17 protein-coding genes are annotated in these 14,365 nt (G+C 71.2%); 9 read left to right on the top strand and 8 right to left on the bottom strand.

The window, feature by feature from the left end:
- Positions 1–33: 33 nt before the first annotated feature.
- Entirely contained in the window at positions 34–300 is a 267-nt protein-coding gene (locus tag FKN01_RS25075) for a DUF2530 domain-containing protein (protein ID WP_143624354.1), read from the bottom strand.
- A 186-nt stretch (positions 301–486) separates the two neighbouring features.
- On the opposite strand from FKN01_RS25075, the gene FKN01_RS25070 reads away from it, so the two are divergent.
- Positions 487–1,941, top strand: coding sequence for an NCS2 family permease (locus FKN01_RS25070; protein WP_143624353.1), 1,455 nt, complete (start codon positions 487–489; stop codon positions 1,939–1,941).
- A 27-nt stretch (positions 1,942–1,968) separates the two neighbouring features.
- Here FKN01_RS25070 and FKN01_RS25065 read toward each other — a convergent pair whose 3' ends face one another.
- Positions 1,969–2,193 (bottom strand): hypothetical protein, encoded by a 225-nt coding sequence (locus tag FKN01_RS25065; protein WP_185992975.1) that lies wholly within the window; start codon positions 2,191–2,193, stop codon positions 1,969–1,971.
- Between the two features lie 190 nt (positions 2,194–2,383).
- Between FKN01_RS25065 and FKN01_RS25060 the strand changes: the two genes are divergently transcribed.
- Together FKN01_RS25060 and FKN01_RS25055 are read left to right on the top strand one after the other, a co-directional pair.
- A complete protein-coding gene (locus FKN01_RS25060; protein WP_143624351.1) occupies positions 2,384–2,824 on the top strand; it encodes a MarR family winged helix-turn-helix transcriptional regulator in 441 nt (146 codons plus the stop codon).
- 60 nt (positions 2,825–2,884) lie between these two features.
- On the top strand, positions 2,885–4,219 hold the full coding sequence (locus FKN01_RS25055; protein ID WP_143624349.1) for an MFS transporter: 1,335 nt from the start codon (positions 2,885–2,887) through the stop codon (positions 4,217–4,219).
- Positions 4,220–4,412: 193 nt separating this feature from the next.
- On the opposite strand, the gene FKN01_RS25050 is transcribed toward FKN01_RS25055, so the two are convergent.
- Together FKN01_RS25050 and pip are read right to left on the bottom strand one after the other, a co-directional pair.
- Positions 4,413–5,408: an aldo/keto reductase gene (locus tag FKN01_RS25050; RefSeq protein WP_143624347.1), complete on the bottom strand. Its 996-nt coding sequence runs from the start codon at positions 5,406–5,408 to the stop codon at positions 4,413–4,415.
- A gap of 50 nt (positions 5,409–5,458) precedes the next feature.
- Complete coding sequence (pip, locus tag FKN01_RS25045) at positions 5,459–6,436, bottom strand: prolyl aminopeptidase (protein ID WP_143624345.1); 978 nt, start codon at positions 6,434–6,436, stop codon at positions 5,459–5,461.
- Between the two features lie 229 nt (positions 6,437–6,665).
- Between pip and FKN01_RS25040 the strand changes: the two genes are divergently transcribed.
- A complete protein-coding gene (locus FKN01_RS25040; RefSeq protein WP_143624343.1) occupies positions 6,666–7,157 on the top strand; it encodes a hypothetical protein in 492 nt (163 codons plus the stop codon).
- A gap of 7 nt (positions 7,158–7,164) precedes the next feature.
- On the opposite strand, the gene FKN01_RS25035 is transcribed toward FKN01_RS25040, so the two are convergent.
- On the bottom strand, positions 7,165–8,619 hold the full coding sequence (locus FKN01_RS25035; protein WP_143624341.1) for a collagen-binding domain-containing protein: 1,455 nt from the start codon (positions 8,617–8,619) through the stop codon (positions 7,165–7,167).
- A gap of 182 nt (positions 8,620–8,801) precedes the next feature.
- Between FKN01_RS25035 and FKN01_RS25030 the strand changes: the two genes are divergently transcribed.
- From FKN01_RS25030 to FKN01_RS25010, 5 genes are all read left to right on the top strand, one after another.
- Positions 8,802–9,809 (top strand): endonuclease/exonuclease/phosphatase family protein, encoded by a 1,008-nt coding sequence (locus FKN01_RS25030; RefSeq protein ID WP_143624339.1) that lies wholly within the window; start codon positions 8,802–8,804, stop codon positions 9,807–9,809.
- 104 nt (positions 9,810–9,913) lie between these two features.
- Positions 9,914–10,603 (top strand): VOC family protein, encoded by a 690-nt coding sequence (locus FKN01_RS25025; RefSeq protein WP_143624443.1) that lies wholly within the window; start codon positions 9,914–9,916, stop codon positions 10,601–10,603.
- A complete protein-coding gene (locus FKN01_RS25020) occupies positions 10,600–10,992 on the top strand; it encodes a VOC family protein (RefSeq protein ID WP_143624337.1) in 393 nt (130 codons plus the stop codon). The genes FKN01_RS25025 and FKN01_RS25020 overlap by 4 nt, the downstream gene beginning before the upstream one ends.
- Before the next feature lie 123 nt (positions 10,993–11,115).
- Complete coding sequence (locus FKN01_RS25015; protein ID WP_260697011.1) at positions 11,116–11,466, top strand: hypothetical protein; 351 nt, start codon at positions 11,116–11,118, stop codon at positions 11,464–11,466.
- Positions 11,467–11,627: 161 nt separating this feature from the next.
- Entirely contained in the window at positions 11,628–12,554 is a 927-nt protein-coding gene (locus tag FKN01_RS25010; RefSeq protein ID WP_143624335.1) for a hypothetical protein, read from the top strand.
- Here the strand turns inward: FKN01_RS25010 and catA are convergent, their stop codons facing one another.
- The 3 genes from catA to FKN01_RS24995 all read right to left on the bottom strand — a co-directional run bounded on the left by catA (position 12,555) and on the right by FKN01_RS24995 (position 14,342).
- Positions 12,555–13,214, bottom strand: a complete 660-nt coding sequence (catA, locus tag FKN01_RS25005) for a type A chloramphenicol O-acetyltransferase (protein WP_143624333.1) — start codon at positions 13,212–13,214, stop codon at positions 12,555–12,557.
- Positions 13,215–13,293: 79 nt separating this feature from the next.
- Positions 13,294–13,533, bottom strand: coding sequence for a DUF397 domain-containing protein (locus FKN01_RS25000; protein WP_143624331.1), 240 nt, complete (start codon positions 13,531–13,533; stop codon positions 13,294–13,296).
- A complete protein-coding gene (locus FKN01_RS24995; RefSeq protein ID WP_398933122.1) occupies positions 13,530–14,342 on the bottom strand; it encodes a Scr1 family TA system antitoxin-like transcriptional regulator in 813 nt (270 codons plus the stop codon). Before FKN01_RS24995 ends, FKN01_RS25000 begins: the two co-directional genes overlap by 4 nt.
- Positions 14,343–14,365: the final 23 nt, after the last annotated feature.

Genomic DNA, 14,365 nt, shown 5'->3' with positions numbered 1-14,365 from the left:
AGGACGGGAATCGTCCCGTGGTCGTACGGGGGCTCAGTCGCCCTGTGCCGCCGCCGCTGCCGCCGCGCGCTTGAGGGCGGCGTCACGGCCCCGTACGTACCAGATGCCGATCAGGCCGAGGCCGGCGCCGGCCAGGCAGGTCCACACCCACCACAGGTGGCCGTGGTCGTCGTACCAGCCGTAGAACGGGATCTGGACGACGAAGAGGACGAACCAGAGGATCGTGCCGCCGGTGATGGTCGCGACGACCGGGCCCTCCAGGGGCTCCGGCGCCTCGTGCTTGGGTGTCCACTTCGCCATGCGGCCAGTGTATGCGGCGCGTATATAAGCGTCGTCGGGCCAGTCGGCCCAAGGGTCTACGCGCGGAGATAGCGATCTTCGCCTTATGTATTCATACTGAATCTGCTTAAGGCTGGCTCGAATTGTTCGTGTAAAAGTCCAAAAGCGACCACTCAACCCCCTCTACGCACCCGACTGAGGTCATACATGTCCCCCTCGGCCACCGCTAAGGTCGACGCCACGCCTCCGCCGTCCTCCCCGTCGCCGGGCGGCCTGGACGGCTTCTTCAAGATCTCCGAGCGGGGGTCGTCGGTAGCCCGCGAGATCCGTGGCGGATTCGCGACCTTCTTCGCGATGGCGTACATCATCGTGCTGAACCCGATCATCCTGGGCAGCGCGAAGGACATGTACGGCCACCAGCTCGACGGCGGACAGCTGGTCACCGCGACCGTGCTGGCCGCCGCGTTCTCCACGCTGCTCATGGGCGTCATCGGCAACGTGCCGATCGCGCTGGCGGCGGGCCTCGGCGTCAACACCGTCGTCGCCCTCCAGCTCGCCCCCCGGATGAGCTGGCCCGACGCCATGGGCATGGTGGTCCTCGCGGGCATCGTGGTCATGCTGCTGGTCGCGACCGGGCTGCGGGAACGCGTGATGAACGCCGTACCGGGCTCGCTGCGCAAGGGCATCGCGATCGGTATCGGCCTGTTCATCCTGCTCATCGGCCTGGTCGACTCGGGCTTCGTCTCCCGCATGCCGGACGCCGCGCACACCACCGTGCCGCTTCAGCTCGGCTCCGACGGCCACCTCAACGGCTGGCCGGTCCTGGTCTTCGTCCTGGGCGCGCTGCTCACCCTGATCCTGATCGTCCGCAAGGTGCCGGGCGCGATCCTGATCTCCATCGTGGCGATGACCGTCGTCGCGCTGATCATCGAAGGGGCCGCGGACCTGCCGGGCGAGGCGTGGGGGCTGACCGTGCCGGAGTGGCCGGGCAATCCCGTGGCCACCCCGGACTTCGGGCTGGTCGGTCAGTTCAGCCTGTTCGGCGGTTTCCACGAGGTCGGCGTCCTGACCGGCATCCTGTTCGTCTTCACCGTGCTGCTGTCCTGCTTCTTCGACGCGATGGGCACCATCCTCGGGGTCGGCGACGAGGCCAAGCTGACGGACCGCGACGGCAACTTCCCGGGCATCAACCGGGTGCTCTTCGTTGACGGTGTCGCGGTCGCCGCGGGCGGCGCGAGCTCCTCCTCCGCCTCGACCTGCTTCGTGGAGTCCACGGCGGGCGTCGGCGAGGGGGCCCGCACGGGCCTGGCCAGCATCGTCACGGGACTGCTGTTCACGGTGTCGCTGTTCCTCACGCCGCTGGCGACCATGGTCCCCTCGCAGGCGGCGACCCCCGCCCTGCTGGCGGTGGGCTTCCTGATCATCGCGGGCTCGGTGCGGGACATCGACTGGAGCGACTTCACGCTGGCGATCCCGGCGTTCCTCGCGATGGTCATGATGCCGTTCACGTACTCGATCACCAACGGCATCGGCATCGGCTTCATCGCCTTCACCGTGCTGCGGCTGGCCACCGGCCGGGGCCGCGAGGTGCCCGTGGCGATGTACGCGGTGTCGGCGGTCTTCGTCTTCTACTACATGATGCCGGCGCTCGGTCTCACGTAAGGGCGGGGGCGCGGGCCGGCCCGGGGGTCAGTTGACCTCCTCGGCCGGCACGCCGTCCGCCGGGCAGAGCTTCTCCGGGCCGTAGAACTTCTCCGTCTCCTCGACGGCCGCCTGGAAGCGCTCGTCGAAGTCGTCGCGAATGAGCGTCCGGACCACATAGTCCTGGACGCTCATTCCGCGTTTCGCGGCGTGCTGCTTGAGCCGGTCGAGCAGCTCACCGTCTATGCGCAGGCTGAGCACTGTCGATCCCATGCCAAGCAGGGTTGCGCCCCACGGGCCCGCCACGCGAGATTTTCCGCCGTCGACTCACTCGTTTGGGTGATCGATTGGTAAACCCGCCACCTTTCACGCCCCGTGTCGATCAGGTCGGGCGGAGTGATCTCGCTCTCGCGCGTGTACCACAGGTGCTCTTTAGAGTAGGTAATGAGTTACGCTAACAAACATGCCTGACCTGATCCACGACGGCGACAGTGCCGCCGCCGTGAGCTCCCTCCGTTCCGCCGTCATGCTGCTCAGCCGGCGCCTGAAGCACCAGCGCGTCGACGAGTCGCTGAGCCCGACCGAGATGTCGGTGCTCGGCACGCTGGCCCGCTGTGGTTCCGCCACTCCGGGTGAGCTGGCCCGCAAGGAGCACGTGCAGCCGCCCTCGATGACCCGCATCGTCGCGTTGCTGGAGTCGAAGGGTCTGGTCAGGCTGGAACCGCACCCCGATGACCGTCGTCAGAAGATGGTCAGCCAGACCGAGCAGGCCGAGGCCATGCTCGCCGAGAGCCGCAAGAAGCGGAACGCCTGGCTGACCACGCTCGCCGAGGGTCTGGACGAGGACGAGTGGGAGACGCTGCGCAACGCGGCGCCCGTGCTGGAGAAGCTCGCCCACCTGTAGGAGACGCGTCCTCCGTCCCCGTCAGCCAGCAAGATGTCCACGCCGAGGAGGCGAACCCTTTTGAGTACGGGATCCGGAGCAGACTCCGCCCCCGCACCGACTTCCACCCACGAGAGCAAGACCGGCGGGACCTTCTCGTCGCTGAAGATCCGCAACTACCGCCTGTTCGCCACGGGCGCCGTGATCTCCAACACCGGCACCTGGATGTCCCGCATCACGCAGGACTGGCTCGTCCTGAGCCTCACCGGGTCCGCCGCCGCCGTGGGCATCACCACGGCACTCCAGTTCCTCCCCATGCTGCTGTTCGGCCTGTACGGCGGCGTCATCGCCGACCGGCTGCCGAAGCGCAAGCTCCTGCTCGTCAGCCAGGCCGCCCTGGGCGCCTGCGGTGTCGTGCTCGCCGTGCTCACGCTCTCCGGCGTGGTCCAGGTCTGGCACGTCTATCTCATCGCGTTCCTGCTCGGCATGGTCACCGTGGTCGACAACCCGGCCCGGCAGGCGTTCGTGTCCGAGATGGTCGGCCCCGCGCAGCTGCGCAACGCGGTCAGCCTGAACTCGGCGAACTTCCAGTCGGCCCGGCTCGTCGGGCCCGCCGTCGCGGGTGTGCTGATCACCACGGTCGGCAGCGGCTGGGCCTTCATGTTCAACGGCCTGTCGTTCCTCGCCCCGCTCGTCGGCCTGATGATGATGCGGACGAGCGAGCTCCACAAGTCCGTCGTCGTGCCGCGCGCCAAGGGGCAGCTCCGCGAGGGGCTGCGGTACGTCTCCGGGCGCCCCGAGCTGATCTGGCCGATCGTCCTGGTCGGCTTCGTCGGCACCTTCGGCTTCAACTTCCCGATCTGGCTGACGGCCTTCGCGGACGAGATCTTCCACGGCGGCGCCGGGATGTACTCGTTCTTCAACATCCTCATGGCCGCCGGCTCGCTGGCCGGCGCCCTGCTCGCCGCCCGCCGCCGCTCCTCGCGGCTGCGGATGCTGGTCGCCGCCGGTACGGCCTTCGGCCTGCTGGAGATCATCGCGGCGCTCGCACCGTCGGTCTGGATGTTCGCGGTCCTGCTGGTGCCGATCGGCATGATCGGCCTGACGACCAACATCAGCGCCAACACGAGCGTCCAGATGGCCTCCGACCCGGCCATGCGCGGCCGGGTGATGAGCCTGTACATGATGGTCTTCGCCGGGGGCACGCCGGTGGGCGCCCCGATCGTCGGCTGGATCAGCGACGCGTACGGCCCCCGCACCGGCATGGTCGTCGGCGGCGCGCTGTCCCTCGCGGCGGCGGTCGGCATCGGCGTGATCCTGGCCCGCCTCGGCGGTCTGCGCCTCAAGGTGGACCTGCGCCCGGGCCGCCCGCACGTCCGCTTCGTGCAGCGCGAGCAGCTGGCCACGGCGGCGTAACGGCTCCTCGCCCGTACATGACGACGCGGCCCCGTCCCGGTTCCCCGGGGCGGGGCCGCGTCGCGTGCGCCGATGGCCGTCCGGTTAGGCTCGTCGGGTGGACCCGAAGACCAGAAACCGCATCATGGCGGCCGTGCTCGTACTGATGTTCGTCGTCGTCGCCGTGGCGGCAGCCCTCGGCTGACAGGCGCCTCTACCAGGCGAAGTTCTCCGGCGACGGACCCGGGCCGGGGAAGATCTCGTCCAGCGCGTCCAGCACCTCCGCCGACAGCTCCAGCTCCACCGCGCGCAACGCCGAGTCGAGCTGCTCCCGCGTGCGGGGGCCGGAGATCGGGCCGGTGATCCCGGGCCGGGTCAGCAGCCAGGCGAGGCCCACCTCACCGGGCTCCAGACCGTGCTTGTCCAGCAGGTCCTCGTACGCCTGCACCTGCGCCCGTACCTTCGGGTCGGCCAGCGCGTCACCGGAGCGGCCGGAGGTGGAGCGGGCGCCGCCGCCCTCGCGCTCCTTGCGGATGGCGCCGCCGAGGAGGCCGCCGTGCAGCGGCGACCACGGGATGACGCCGAGGCCGTACTCCTGGGAGGCCGGGATGACCTCCATCTCGGCGCCGCGCTCCATCAGGTTGTAGATGCACTGCTCGCTGACCAGGCCGTAGCTGCCCCGCTGCCGGGCGCGCTCGTTGGCCTGGGCGATCTTGTAGCCGGAGAAGTTCGAGGAACCGGCGTAAAGGATCTTGCCCTGCTGGATCAGTACGTCGATGGCCTGCCAGATCTCCTCGATCGGGGTGTCCCGGTCGACGTGGTGGAACTGGTACAGATCGATGTGGTCCGTCTGGAGCCGCTTCAGGCTGGCGTCGACGGCCCGGCGGATGTTGACGGCCGACAGCTTGTCGTGGTTCGGCCAGGCCTCGCCGTCGGGGCCCATGTTGCCGTAGACCTTGGTGGCGAGCACGACCTTGTCGCGGCGGTCGCCGCCCTTGGCGAACCAGGTGCCGAGGATCTCCTCGGTGCGACCCTTGTTCTCGCCCCAGCCGTAGACGTTCGCGGTGTCGAAGAAGTTGACGCCGGCGTCCAGCGCGGCGTCCATGAGGTCGTGACTGTCGCTCTCGTTGGTCTGGGGGCCGAAGTTCATCGTCCCCAGGACGAGGCGGCTTACCTTGAGTCCGGTGCGTCCGAGCTGCGTGTACTTCATGGACCCCAAGCCAACTCCTTCGAGCGCACTCGAAGCAAGCATGCCGCCCGCTACGCGCCCGCGAACCGGTCGAGTGCCGCGAGGATCGCCCGGCTCGTCGCCGCACCGCCCAGGTGCCCCGCGTCCTCGATCACCGTCAGCTCCGCGTCCGGCCACGCCCCGGCCAGCTCCCACGCCGTGCCGAGCGGCCCGCCCAGGTCCCGCCGTCCGTGGACGAGCACCCCGGGAATCCCGGCCAGCCGCCCCGCGTCCCGGATCAGCTGCCCCTCCTCCAGCCAGGCGCCGTGCGAGAAGTAGTGCGAGCAGATCCGCACCAGCGCCGCCTGCGCCCGCCCCGGGCGCCCGCTGTACGGGGGCGGCCCCGCGTACGCCTCCCCCGAGAGCACCGCGTCCTCCCAGGCGCACCACTCCGCCGTCGCCGCCGCCCGTACCGCCGGGTCGGGGTCCACGGTGCGCCGGGCGTACGCGGCGAGCACATCCGGGGTCGCGTCGCTCGCGGCCTCCGGGACGTGGGCCCGGAAGCGGTCCCGTGCCTCCGGGTAGAAGAGCCCGGCGCCCCGGTACAGCCAGTCGATCTCGGAGCGCCGGGTCGTGGTCACCGCCGGGATCACGATCTCGCTCACCCGCTCCGGGTGCCGCTGGGCGTACGCCAGGATCAGCGTGGACCCCCAGGAACCCCCGTACAGCAGCCAGCGGCCGATCCCGAGGTGGGCGCGGAGGCGTTCGATGTCGGCGACGAGGTGGTCCGTGGTGTTGTGCCGCAGGTCGACGGCCGGGTCGCTCGCGTGCGGGGTGGAGCGCCCGCAGTTGCGCTGGTCGAAGAGGACGACGCGGTAGCGCTCGGGGTCGAAGTACTGCCGGGCCCGCTCGGTGCAGCCGGAGCCGGGGCCGCCGTGGACGACGAGGGCGGGCTTGCCGGCCGGGTTGCCGCAGACCTCCCAGTAGACGTGGTTGCCGTCGCCGACGTCGAGCATGCCGTGGTCGTAGGGCTCGATCGGCGGGTACTTCTCGTCGGGCAGGCGTCCCATGGCGTACGTGTCTCCCTCGCTCGGCGGCGTACAGCCCAAGGGCTGTCCCGTAATCCCTGGCGGGCGTGCGACGACAGCCACGGCACCTCGCCGCGTTGTCGGAACGCCCGAATACACCCAGTATTCGGGCGTCCCTCCGCCTTGCGATGCACCGCGTCTGACGCCGCACGCTGATCCACCAGGGATTACGGGACAGCCCTTAGGCCCGCGCGGTCGTAGCCTGGGCGGCGTGAACGCGACTCCCGAGGTACTCGCCGTACTGGACGACCTGCTCGCCGCCGCATCCCCCGACGACCGGGGCGCCCTGTGGCAGCTCGACCGCCCGGGGAGGGAGCTGGACGCGAACCTCGTGCGGCTGCCGCCGGGCGCGGAGGTCGGGGAGCACCAGGAGGACGCGCTCGACGTCCTCCTGGTGGTCCTGGCGGGCAGCGGCCGGCTGACCCCGGGCGACGGCGCGGAGCCCCTGGCCCTGACCCCGACGACGGCGACCTGGCTGCCCCGCACCTCCCGCCGCTCCCTGACGGCGGGCCCGGACGGCCTCGCCTATCTGACGGTCCACCGCCGCCGCCCCGGCCTGGCGCTCAAGCCGACGGTGTACGCGCGGGAGGGCGGCGAGGCGCCCTGTGCGCTGGACCGGGTCTGCCCGGAGTGCGGGCGGATGTCCCCGGAGTCGGCGCCGGTGTTCTGCAGCGCGTGCGGGGAGCGGTTCCCGGGGCGGTGAGGCCGCGTCAGTGCTTCGGCCTGCGCCTGCGGCCCAGCAGGAAGATCCCGGCCGTGGCCAGGGCGAAGGCGCCGGCCACCGCGTAGAGGGTGGAGGACGTGCCGGTGTCGGCGAGCCAGCCGCCGTGCGGCGGCCGGTGGTGGTGTCCGCCGCCGTGGCCGGGCGGCCCGGGGTGGCTGTGGCTCGGGTGCGGGCCGGAGGCGGTGCCCGTGGGGGTCGGGGTGGGGCTTTCCGTGGCGCCCGTCGGGGTCGGCGTGGGGCTTTCCGTGGCGTCCGTGGGGGTCGGCGTGGGGCTCTCGGTGGCGCCGGTGGGGGTCGGGGTGGGCGTGGGACTCTGGGTGGCGCCCGTCGGGCTCGGGGACGGGGAGGGTTCCGTGCCCTCGCAGTCGATGTCGGTGGCGAACGGGAACTCGTGGATCTCGCCCGCGTTCACCACGGTGCCGTCGGCGTCGAGCGGCCCGGCCGTCAGCTCCCGTACGACGACGGAGCCCTCGATGTTGGACGGGTCGAGGTCCGTGAGGTGGGCGCGGGGCGCGTAGATCGTGCCCTCCAGCGAGTCGCCGTCGGCGATCGTGATGTCGGTGGCGTCGGGGAAGTTCCACAGCATGTACGGGGCCTGGTCGCCGGAGACGCCCGCGAGGGTCGGGATGTGCCAGACGAACGTCCCGTCCGTGCCGGTCGTGTCGACGTCGACCACGAACGGGGTCGTCGCGTCCGGCTGGTTGTCGAAGGTGATCTCGGACAGGTTGTTCAGCTGCTCGCCGGTCAGCCGGAGCACGTTCGTCTCGCCCTCGGTGAGGGTGATGTGCGCGCTCGTCCCGGCGGGGAAGCCCGTCTGGTCGGGCAGCGGGACGCCTTCGGCGTCGCGCAGGACGACGTTGGTGGCGCAGGTGTCGATGGCGTCCGAGCGGTCGCGGAAGTCCGCGAAGAGGGCGTCGAGGTCGGGCAGGCCCGTGGTGTCGGTGACGGACTCGACCGGCTGGTGCACCGTCTGCTGCACACGGGGCGTCGAGTCGTAACCGGCCCCCTCGGCGACGATGTGGGTGTTCACCTGGGCGCCGTTGGAGTCCTCGTCCAGGACCGACGAGCCGGTCGGGTCGCCGACCTTCACATAGCCGTCGTTGAGGACCTGGAGCACGCCCTGCGGCGCACTGGCCGCATGATCGATTCTGCCGCCGACGAGCAGGGCGGTCGGGTGGTCGTCGCCGGGCGCGGTGAACGTGCCGGGGGTGTGCAGCGCGACGTTGTACCCCGGCCCGTAGGTGAGGTTCCCGCCGATGGCGACGGACCCCTCGGTCTCCGTACTGCCGAGGACGGCGTCGTCCTGGACGATCACCCCGAAGCCGTTGTCCCCGGCCAGCGGGTTGCCCGAGTAGTCGGCCGCGGCGGGAGCGGTGGCGGCGGTGGCGGCGGCCAGGCACAGGAGGCAGGCCGTCGTGGCGAAGGCAGCGGTGCGTTTCATGCCCGGGAACGTAAGCCCGTGCGCCCGGCCGCTCCGGGCGGCGGGGCCGTCGGCCACCCGCCCGCCCGCCGATGTCCCCCCACTGGCGGCCACCCGGCCGGACGCCGGTCCTGTGCCGGCCGGGGCACCGGGTGCACGGGGTACGGTCCTGAGGGGCGAGGGCAGGGGGCGGACGGCAGTTGATGGCGAAGCGGTTGTTCAGCGACGCGGTCGCCGCGGGGAGGGCCGTCGTCTCGTCGCGGGGCCGGGGCCGGGGCCGTCCGGACCGGTGGCGGCGCGGCGGGGTCCTGGCCGCCCTCGCCGCCCTGACCGCGCTCCTCCTGGTCGCCCCCGGCGTCGTGCCCAACACCCCCGGCCGCCTCGGGAGCCTCCTGGAGGCGTTCCTCCCCTGGCTCGGCCTCGCCGTCGTCCCCCTGCTGACCCTGGCCCTACTGCGCCGGTCGGCGCTCGCGCTGGTGGCGGTGGCGCTGCCGGTGACGGCATGGGCGTACGCGTTCGGCGGGCTGCTCCTCCCGGCGGCGGACCCGGGCCCGCGCGACCTGGTCGTGGTGCAGCACAACGTCAGCGACGTGAACGAGGACCCGGCGGGCACGGCCCGCGCGCTGGCGGCCGGGGGCGCCGATCTGATCGCGCTGGAGGAACTGGTCCCGGAGGCGTTGCCCGCGTACGCGAAGGGGCTCGCGGACGCGTATCCGTTCCACGAGGTCCGGGGCACGGTCGGGATCTGGTCGCGCCACCCCCTCACCGGCACCCGGGCGGTGGACATCAGGCCGGAGTCCGTCCCGGAGCCGTGGAGCCGGGGGCTGCGCACGGTGGCCCGCACCCCGCACGGCGAGGTCGCGGTGTACGTGGCGCACCTGCCGTCCTTCCGGCTCGGCGCGGGCGGCCTCGGCACCGCCCGCCGCGACGAGAGCGCCCGGCTGCTGGGCGGGGCGCTGGACGCGGAGGCCACGGGCCCGGTGATCGTGCTGGGCGACCTCAACTCCACGGTGGACGACCGGGGGATCGCCCCCCTGACCTCCCGGCTGAACGTCCCGGAGCGCGGGTTCGCGTTCAGCTTCCCGGCGTCCTTCCCGCTGGCCAGGATCGACCAGGTGATGGCGCGGGAGGCGACGGTGGGCCGCATCCGCACGCTCCCGGCGACGGGCAGCGACCACCTGCCCGTGACGGCCCGGGTGACGCTGGACTGAGGGCCGCACCGAAAACGGGATGCCCTTCCCGTACGCCGTACCTATGATGCGCGGGCGCACGCCAACGGACCGGAGAAGCAACGCAGATGAAGTCCTCCCTTCACATGACGCCCCGCCTTTCGGCGATCGGCTTCCACGCGACCGACCCGGACGGCCTGGCCGGCTTCTGGGCCGCGCTCCTGGGCTGGGAGCGGTCCGGCGACGGCACGCTCGTCGTTCCCCCGGACGGCAAGGGCTATCCGCTCCGCTTCACGGGGGGCGGGCAGCCCAAGACCCGGCAGAACCAGGCGCACTTCGACCTGACGAGCGCGACGCCGGAGGCCCAGCGGGACACGGTCGCCCGCGCGCTGGAACTCGGCGCCCGGCACATCGACGTCGGCCAGACCCCGGAGGAGGGCCACATCGTCCTCGCCGACCCGGACGGCAACGAGTTCTGCGTGATCGGGGCCGGCAACAAGTTCCTCGCGGACACCGGGGTGATCGGCGCGGTCTCCTGTGACGGCACCCAGGCGGTCGGCTACTTCTGGAGCGAGGCCCTGGGCTGGCCGCTGGTCTGGGACCAGGACGAGGAGACGGCCGTCCAGTCCCCGGAGGGCGGCACGAAGCTCACCTGGGGCGGCCCGCCGGTCGCCCCGAAGCCGGACGTGAACCGCCTGTACTTCGAGCTGACGCTGCCGCCGGACGCGGAGACCGCGATCACCCGACTCCTGGGACTGGGCGCGCGACGGGGCCCGGACGGGGTGTTCCTGGACCCGGACGGCAATGAGTTCACGGTCCGGAGGGCGGCGGAATGACCAGCAGGCTCACGGAGTTGTCCGTCGACTGCCACGACCCGGAGCGCCTGGCCGCGTTCTGGTGCGAGGTCCTGGGCTTCACGGTGATCGACCGCGCGGAGGACCAGGTCGAGATCGGCTCCTGGGAGCCCACGGTGGAGGAGGTCCGGGCCCGCCAGATGCCGCCGACGGTGGTGTTCTCCAGAGTTCCGGAGAGCAAGGCGGTCAAGAACCGCCTCCATCTCGACGTGAGCCCGATCGACCGCTCCACGGAGGCGGAGGTGACCCGCCTCCTGGCCCTGGGCGCCACCCGGGCGGACGTGGGCCAGGGACCGGGCCGCAGCTGGGTGGTCATGGCGGACCCTGAGGGCAACGAGTTCTGCGTCCTGCGCACGCTGGCACCGCAGTAACGCGGCTGTAACGGGCGTTCCCTAACTTTCGACCGCCAGCCGGTGCGCGACAACACCCCTGCGTACCGGCGCAGTTCAGCGAGCGCGGTCACCCTCCGCGCCCAACAGCGAAGGAACACCCTCATGGTGCGAAGCAACGTCATGCGCGGAGTCCTGGTCGGCGCCACCCTGGCCGGCATGGCCGCGTTCGGCTCGGGCACGGCGACCGCGGCGACGGCCGACGCCACGCCCTGCCACGTCGACGGGTTCGTCTGCATGACCACGAACGACATCTACCAGCCGACGGTGTACTTCGCCGGCGGGGACGAGTACACGTTCTGGCGGGCCACCGAGGTGACCACCCTCTCGAACGACTCCTCGACGGCGTACTGCGTCGCCGCCGAGTACAACTTCACCCTGTCTCCGGGCCAGACCATCGCGGTGACGCACACGATCACCTCGCTGACGCCGACGAACGCGGGCTGCCTCTCCTGAGCCACGCCCCGGGCGCCCCCTCCGCACTCCGGCGCGAGGGGGTGTCAGGGTTTCACCGCCCCCTGTGGCGGGGGCCGGGCGGCTCGGATGCATGATGGAGCCAGCCACGGCCACGGGGGAAGGGGCGCGGGATGGCGCACTGGACGGTTGAGAGACAGGCAGTGACTCCCGGGGAGCCGACGCGTGTCGGCAGCGCGGGCTGGACGGCCGCGTGGCTGACCGGGGCCGTGGCGCTCGCGGGGGAAGGCGCGCTCGCGCTGGTGGTCTACTTCCTGGCGGGCCTGCGGAACGAGCACTACTTCGCCGCCGGTATCGGCGCGTACGTCGGGTATCTCATCGCGCTCGTGGCCGCCTCGGTCATGCTCGCCCTGGCGGGCCTGATCGGTTCGGCGGCGGTCGTCCTGCCGGTCGTGCAGCTGTCGCGCCTATCGGCCCGCAGGGCCGGGCGGGCGGAGACGAAGCGCTGGTGCCTGGCGGTCTGCGGGGTGGTCGCCGCGACGGCCGCCGTGTGCGCCGGGGTGCCGGCACTGCTGCTCGGCGGCGGGTGGACCGTGCTCCCCGTCGTTCTCCTCGCGACGTTCGTCGGCCTGGTCCCCGCCGTCCTGTGCACCCGCGCCGTGACCGTCGTGCGCCGCAACGGAGCCCGGTTCGGGCTGGCCGCGCTGGTGCTGGCCGGTGGGGCGTTGCTGTCGGCGGTGGTCTTCGTCGGCGGCCTGGTGGCCTACGGGACCGGCCTGATCCAGGGATACGAACCCCCACGGCTCACCGCCGCACAGCTCGTCGGCACCTGGTCCGACGAGCACGGCGGCACCCTCACACTCCGACCGGACGGCACGGCCCTCGCCCATGACCTGGGCGCCCGCCCGGAGGACGAGACGGACGACGAGGGCGCACCCGGGCGGTGCGAAGGCACCGGTACGTGGGCGATGGGCGTGTCGCCGTCCGGAACGGCACAGTTCGAGCTCAGCGTGAGCGGCTGCATGGAGGGCCCCGGCTGGCACATCGGCGGCACGGACGAGCGGCCCACCCTCTACTACTGGATCGGCGATCCCGATTCGCTCAATCAGTACGCGCTGGAACGCGCGTAGTCATCCTGCAGCCCACCCCGCAGCCTCCGCCATCAGCTCCTCCACCTCGTTGACCAGGCGCGCCGTGTGGAACCCGTCCGCCGCCGCGTGGTGCACCTGCACCGCCAGCGGAAGCAGGACGCGGTCGTCGCGTGACACGTACCGGCCGAGCGTGAAGATCGGCGCCAAGTGGTCGTATCCGTCGCGGATGTTGAGGTTGAAGCCCGTGAACGACCGCCACGGGAGGCTCGACACGTCGAAGGCGTTCGGCGGGGGAGGACCCTGCGGGAAGAACTCCGTCGCGCCCCCGTGCTCCGCCAGCAGCGGCGCCGCCGCGTCGTGGAACGCCCCGAAGTCCGCGTCGTAGGCCGTCCACACGCACGCGAACGTCTCCCGTTCCGCGTTGAACACCGTGAACGCCGGGTGCACCACCGGCCACACCGCCGGGTCCCCCGACTCCGTCAGGCACAGCCGGAACTCCTCGTGCCGGTTCACCACCGTGGCCAGCGCCCACACCTGCGCCACGTACGACTTGCGCGGCGAGCGCCGCAGCGCGGCCGTGAACGCGGTGACGTCAACCTCCACCGTCATCGAGTACGTGCACGGCACGCGGCGCCGGTAATGCGCGAAGTGCTCCCGGCGCGGCCAGGTGTCCAGGTCAACGGGGGTCGGAACGTCCATCCGGGCATCATCGCAGCCACCGCCCCGCCCGCCCCAGCGGTTTTCACCCGGCGGGACGGCGCGGTAGCGCGGTGCCGCGTTACGCGGCGGTGTGGCGGATGAACGTGTCCCAGGCGCCGGGGGAGACGGTCAGCGCGGGGACGGTGATGTCCTTGGAGTCGCGGACGTGGACGGTGTGGGGGCAGGTGGCGACCTCTACGCAGTTGCCGCCCTCCGGGCCGCTGTAGCTGGACTTGGACCAGGAGAGGGCGACCTCTACGCAGTTGCCGCCGTTCTGGCCGCTGTAGCTGCTCTTGAACCAATTGAGGTCAGTACTCATAGTCCTTCTGCTGTTCGCTTGATGAGCTCGCGCGACTCTTCGGGCCCGTGAGCGTGAGTCCGCAGCATTCCATAGGTGGCGAACAAGTCTCCCAGTTGGGGGTGCTCGCTCACAAGAAAGTTTCTTCCCTGGACCTCCAGGTACGCCAGGCGACGCCTGTCGTCGGTCTCCAGGAGGACGAACGACCCGCTCAACCCGACGTGCGTCTCCCGGTGTGGTGACATCACCTGGATATGCACATTCCGCAAATCGCTCACGTCGAGCAGGTGTTGCAGCTGTGCCCGGTGCACGTCGCGCCCACCGATGGGGCGAGTGAGCGCGCTCATTTCCAGGACGAAGCTGATGTCCGCCGGCGGCCTGCGTGTCAGCAGGGCCTGACGCGCCAGGCGCCCTGCGACCAGATTGTCGATCTCGTCCTCGTCGAGCGGCGGACACGTTGCCCGGTACAAGGCATACGCGTGCGCCTCGGTCTGGAGCAGCCCGGGCATGACGCTCTGCTCGTACTCACATCTCGCCACGGCCTTGGCCTCTTCCTCGGCGAACGGCGCGAACCAGGACGCCAGGTGGCTGAACTGAAGCTTCAACGCCGCTGTGATCAACGCACCGTTCGCACCCGTTGACGAGTCCGCCTTCGGGACGAAGTCCCCCTTCGGTGGTCTGTGTCCCCTTTCCACCATGGCCACCTGCGACTTGGAGAAGCCGATCTTGAGCCCCAGTGCCTCCTGGGACAGAGCGGCCTGCACGCGGTAGTGCCGTAACAGGGCTCCGAACATCGCGGCGTTACCGTCGCCGGTATTACTGGAGTGCACAGCCCCACCTCCAAGTGCACAGC

Origin of the sequence: Streptomyces sp. 130 (genome assembly GCF_007096885.1) — a bacterium.
Lineage (GTDB): Bacteria > Actinomycetota > Actinomycetes > Streptomycetales > Streptomycetaceae > Streptomyces.
Note: the sequence above shows the minus strand (reverse complement) of the source record. Positions and strands in the feature narration are given on the sequence as shown.

Excerpts from the sequence above, each read along its gene's own strand:
- pip (WP_143624345.1), bottom strand. The coding sequence starts at position 6,436 with ATGGGACGCCTGCCCGACGAGAAGTACCCGCCGATCGAGCCCTACGAC.
- FKN01_RS25030 (WP_143624339.1), top strand. The coding sequence starts at position 8,802 with ATGGCGAAGCGGTTGTTCAGCGACGCGGTCGCCGCGGGGAGGGCCGTC.
- FKN01_RS25065 (WP_185992975.1), bottom strand. The coding sequence starts at position 2,193 with ATGGGATCGACAGTGCTCAGCCTGCGCATAGACGGTGAGCTGCTCGAC.
- FKN01_RS25020 (WP_143624337.1), top strand. The coding sequence starts at position 10,600 with ATGACCAGCAGGCTCACGGAGTTGTCCGTCGACTGCCACGACCCGGAG.
- FKN01_RS25050 (WP_143624347.1), bottom strand. The coding sequence starts at position 5,408 with ATGAAGTACACGCAGCTCGGACGCACCGGACTCAAGGTAAGCCGCCTC.
- FKN01_RS25015 (WP_260697011.1), top strand. The coding sequence starts at position 11,116 with ATGGTGCGAAGCAACGTCATGCGCGGAGTCCTGGTCGGCGCCACCCTG.
- FKN01_RS25075 (WP_143624354.1), bottom strand. The coding sequence starts at position 300 with ATGGCGAAGTGGACACCCAAGCACGAGGCGCCGGAGCCCCTGGAGGGC.
- FKN01_RS25035 (WP_143624341.1), bottom strand. The coding sequence starts at position 8,619 with ATGAAACGCACCGCTGCCTTCGCCACGACGGCCTGCCTCCTGTGCCTG.
- FKN01_RS25025 (WP_143624443.1), top strand. The coding sequence starts at position 9,914 with ATGACGCCCCGCCTTTCGGCGATCGGCTTCCACGCGACCGACCCGGAC.
- FKN01_RS25000 (WP_143624331.1), bottom strand. The coding sequence starts at position 13,533 with ATGAGTACTGACCTCAATTGGTTCAAGAGCAGCTACAGCGGCCAGAAC.
- FKN01_RS25060 (WP_143624351.1), top strand. The coding sequence starts at position 2,384 with ATGCCTGACCTGATCCACGACGGCGACAGTGCCGCCGCCGTGAGCTCC.
- FKN01_RS25070 (WP_143624353.1), top strand. The coding sequence starts at position 487 with ATGTCCCCCTCGGCCACCGCTAAGGTCGACGCCACGCCTCCGCCGTCC.
- catA (WP_143624333.1), bottom strand. The coding sequence starts at position 13,214 with ATGGACGTTCCGACCCCCGTTGACCTGGACACCTGGCCGCGCCGGGAG.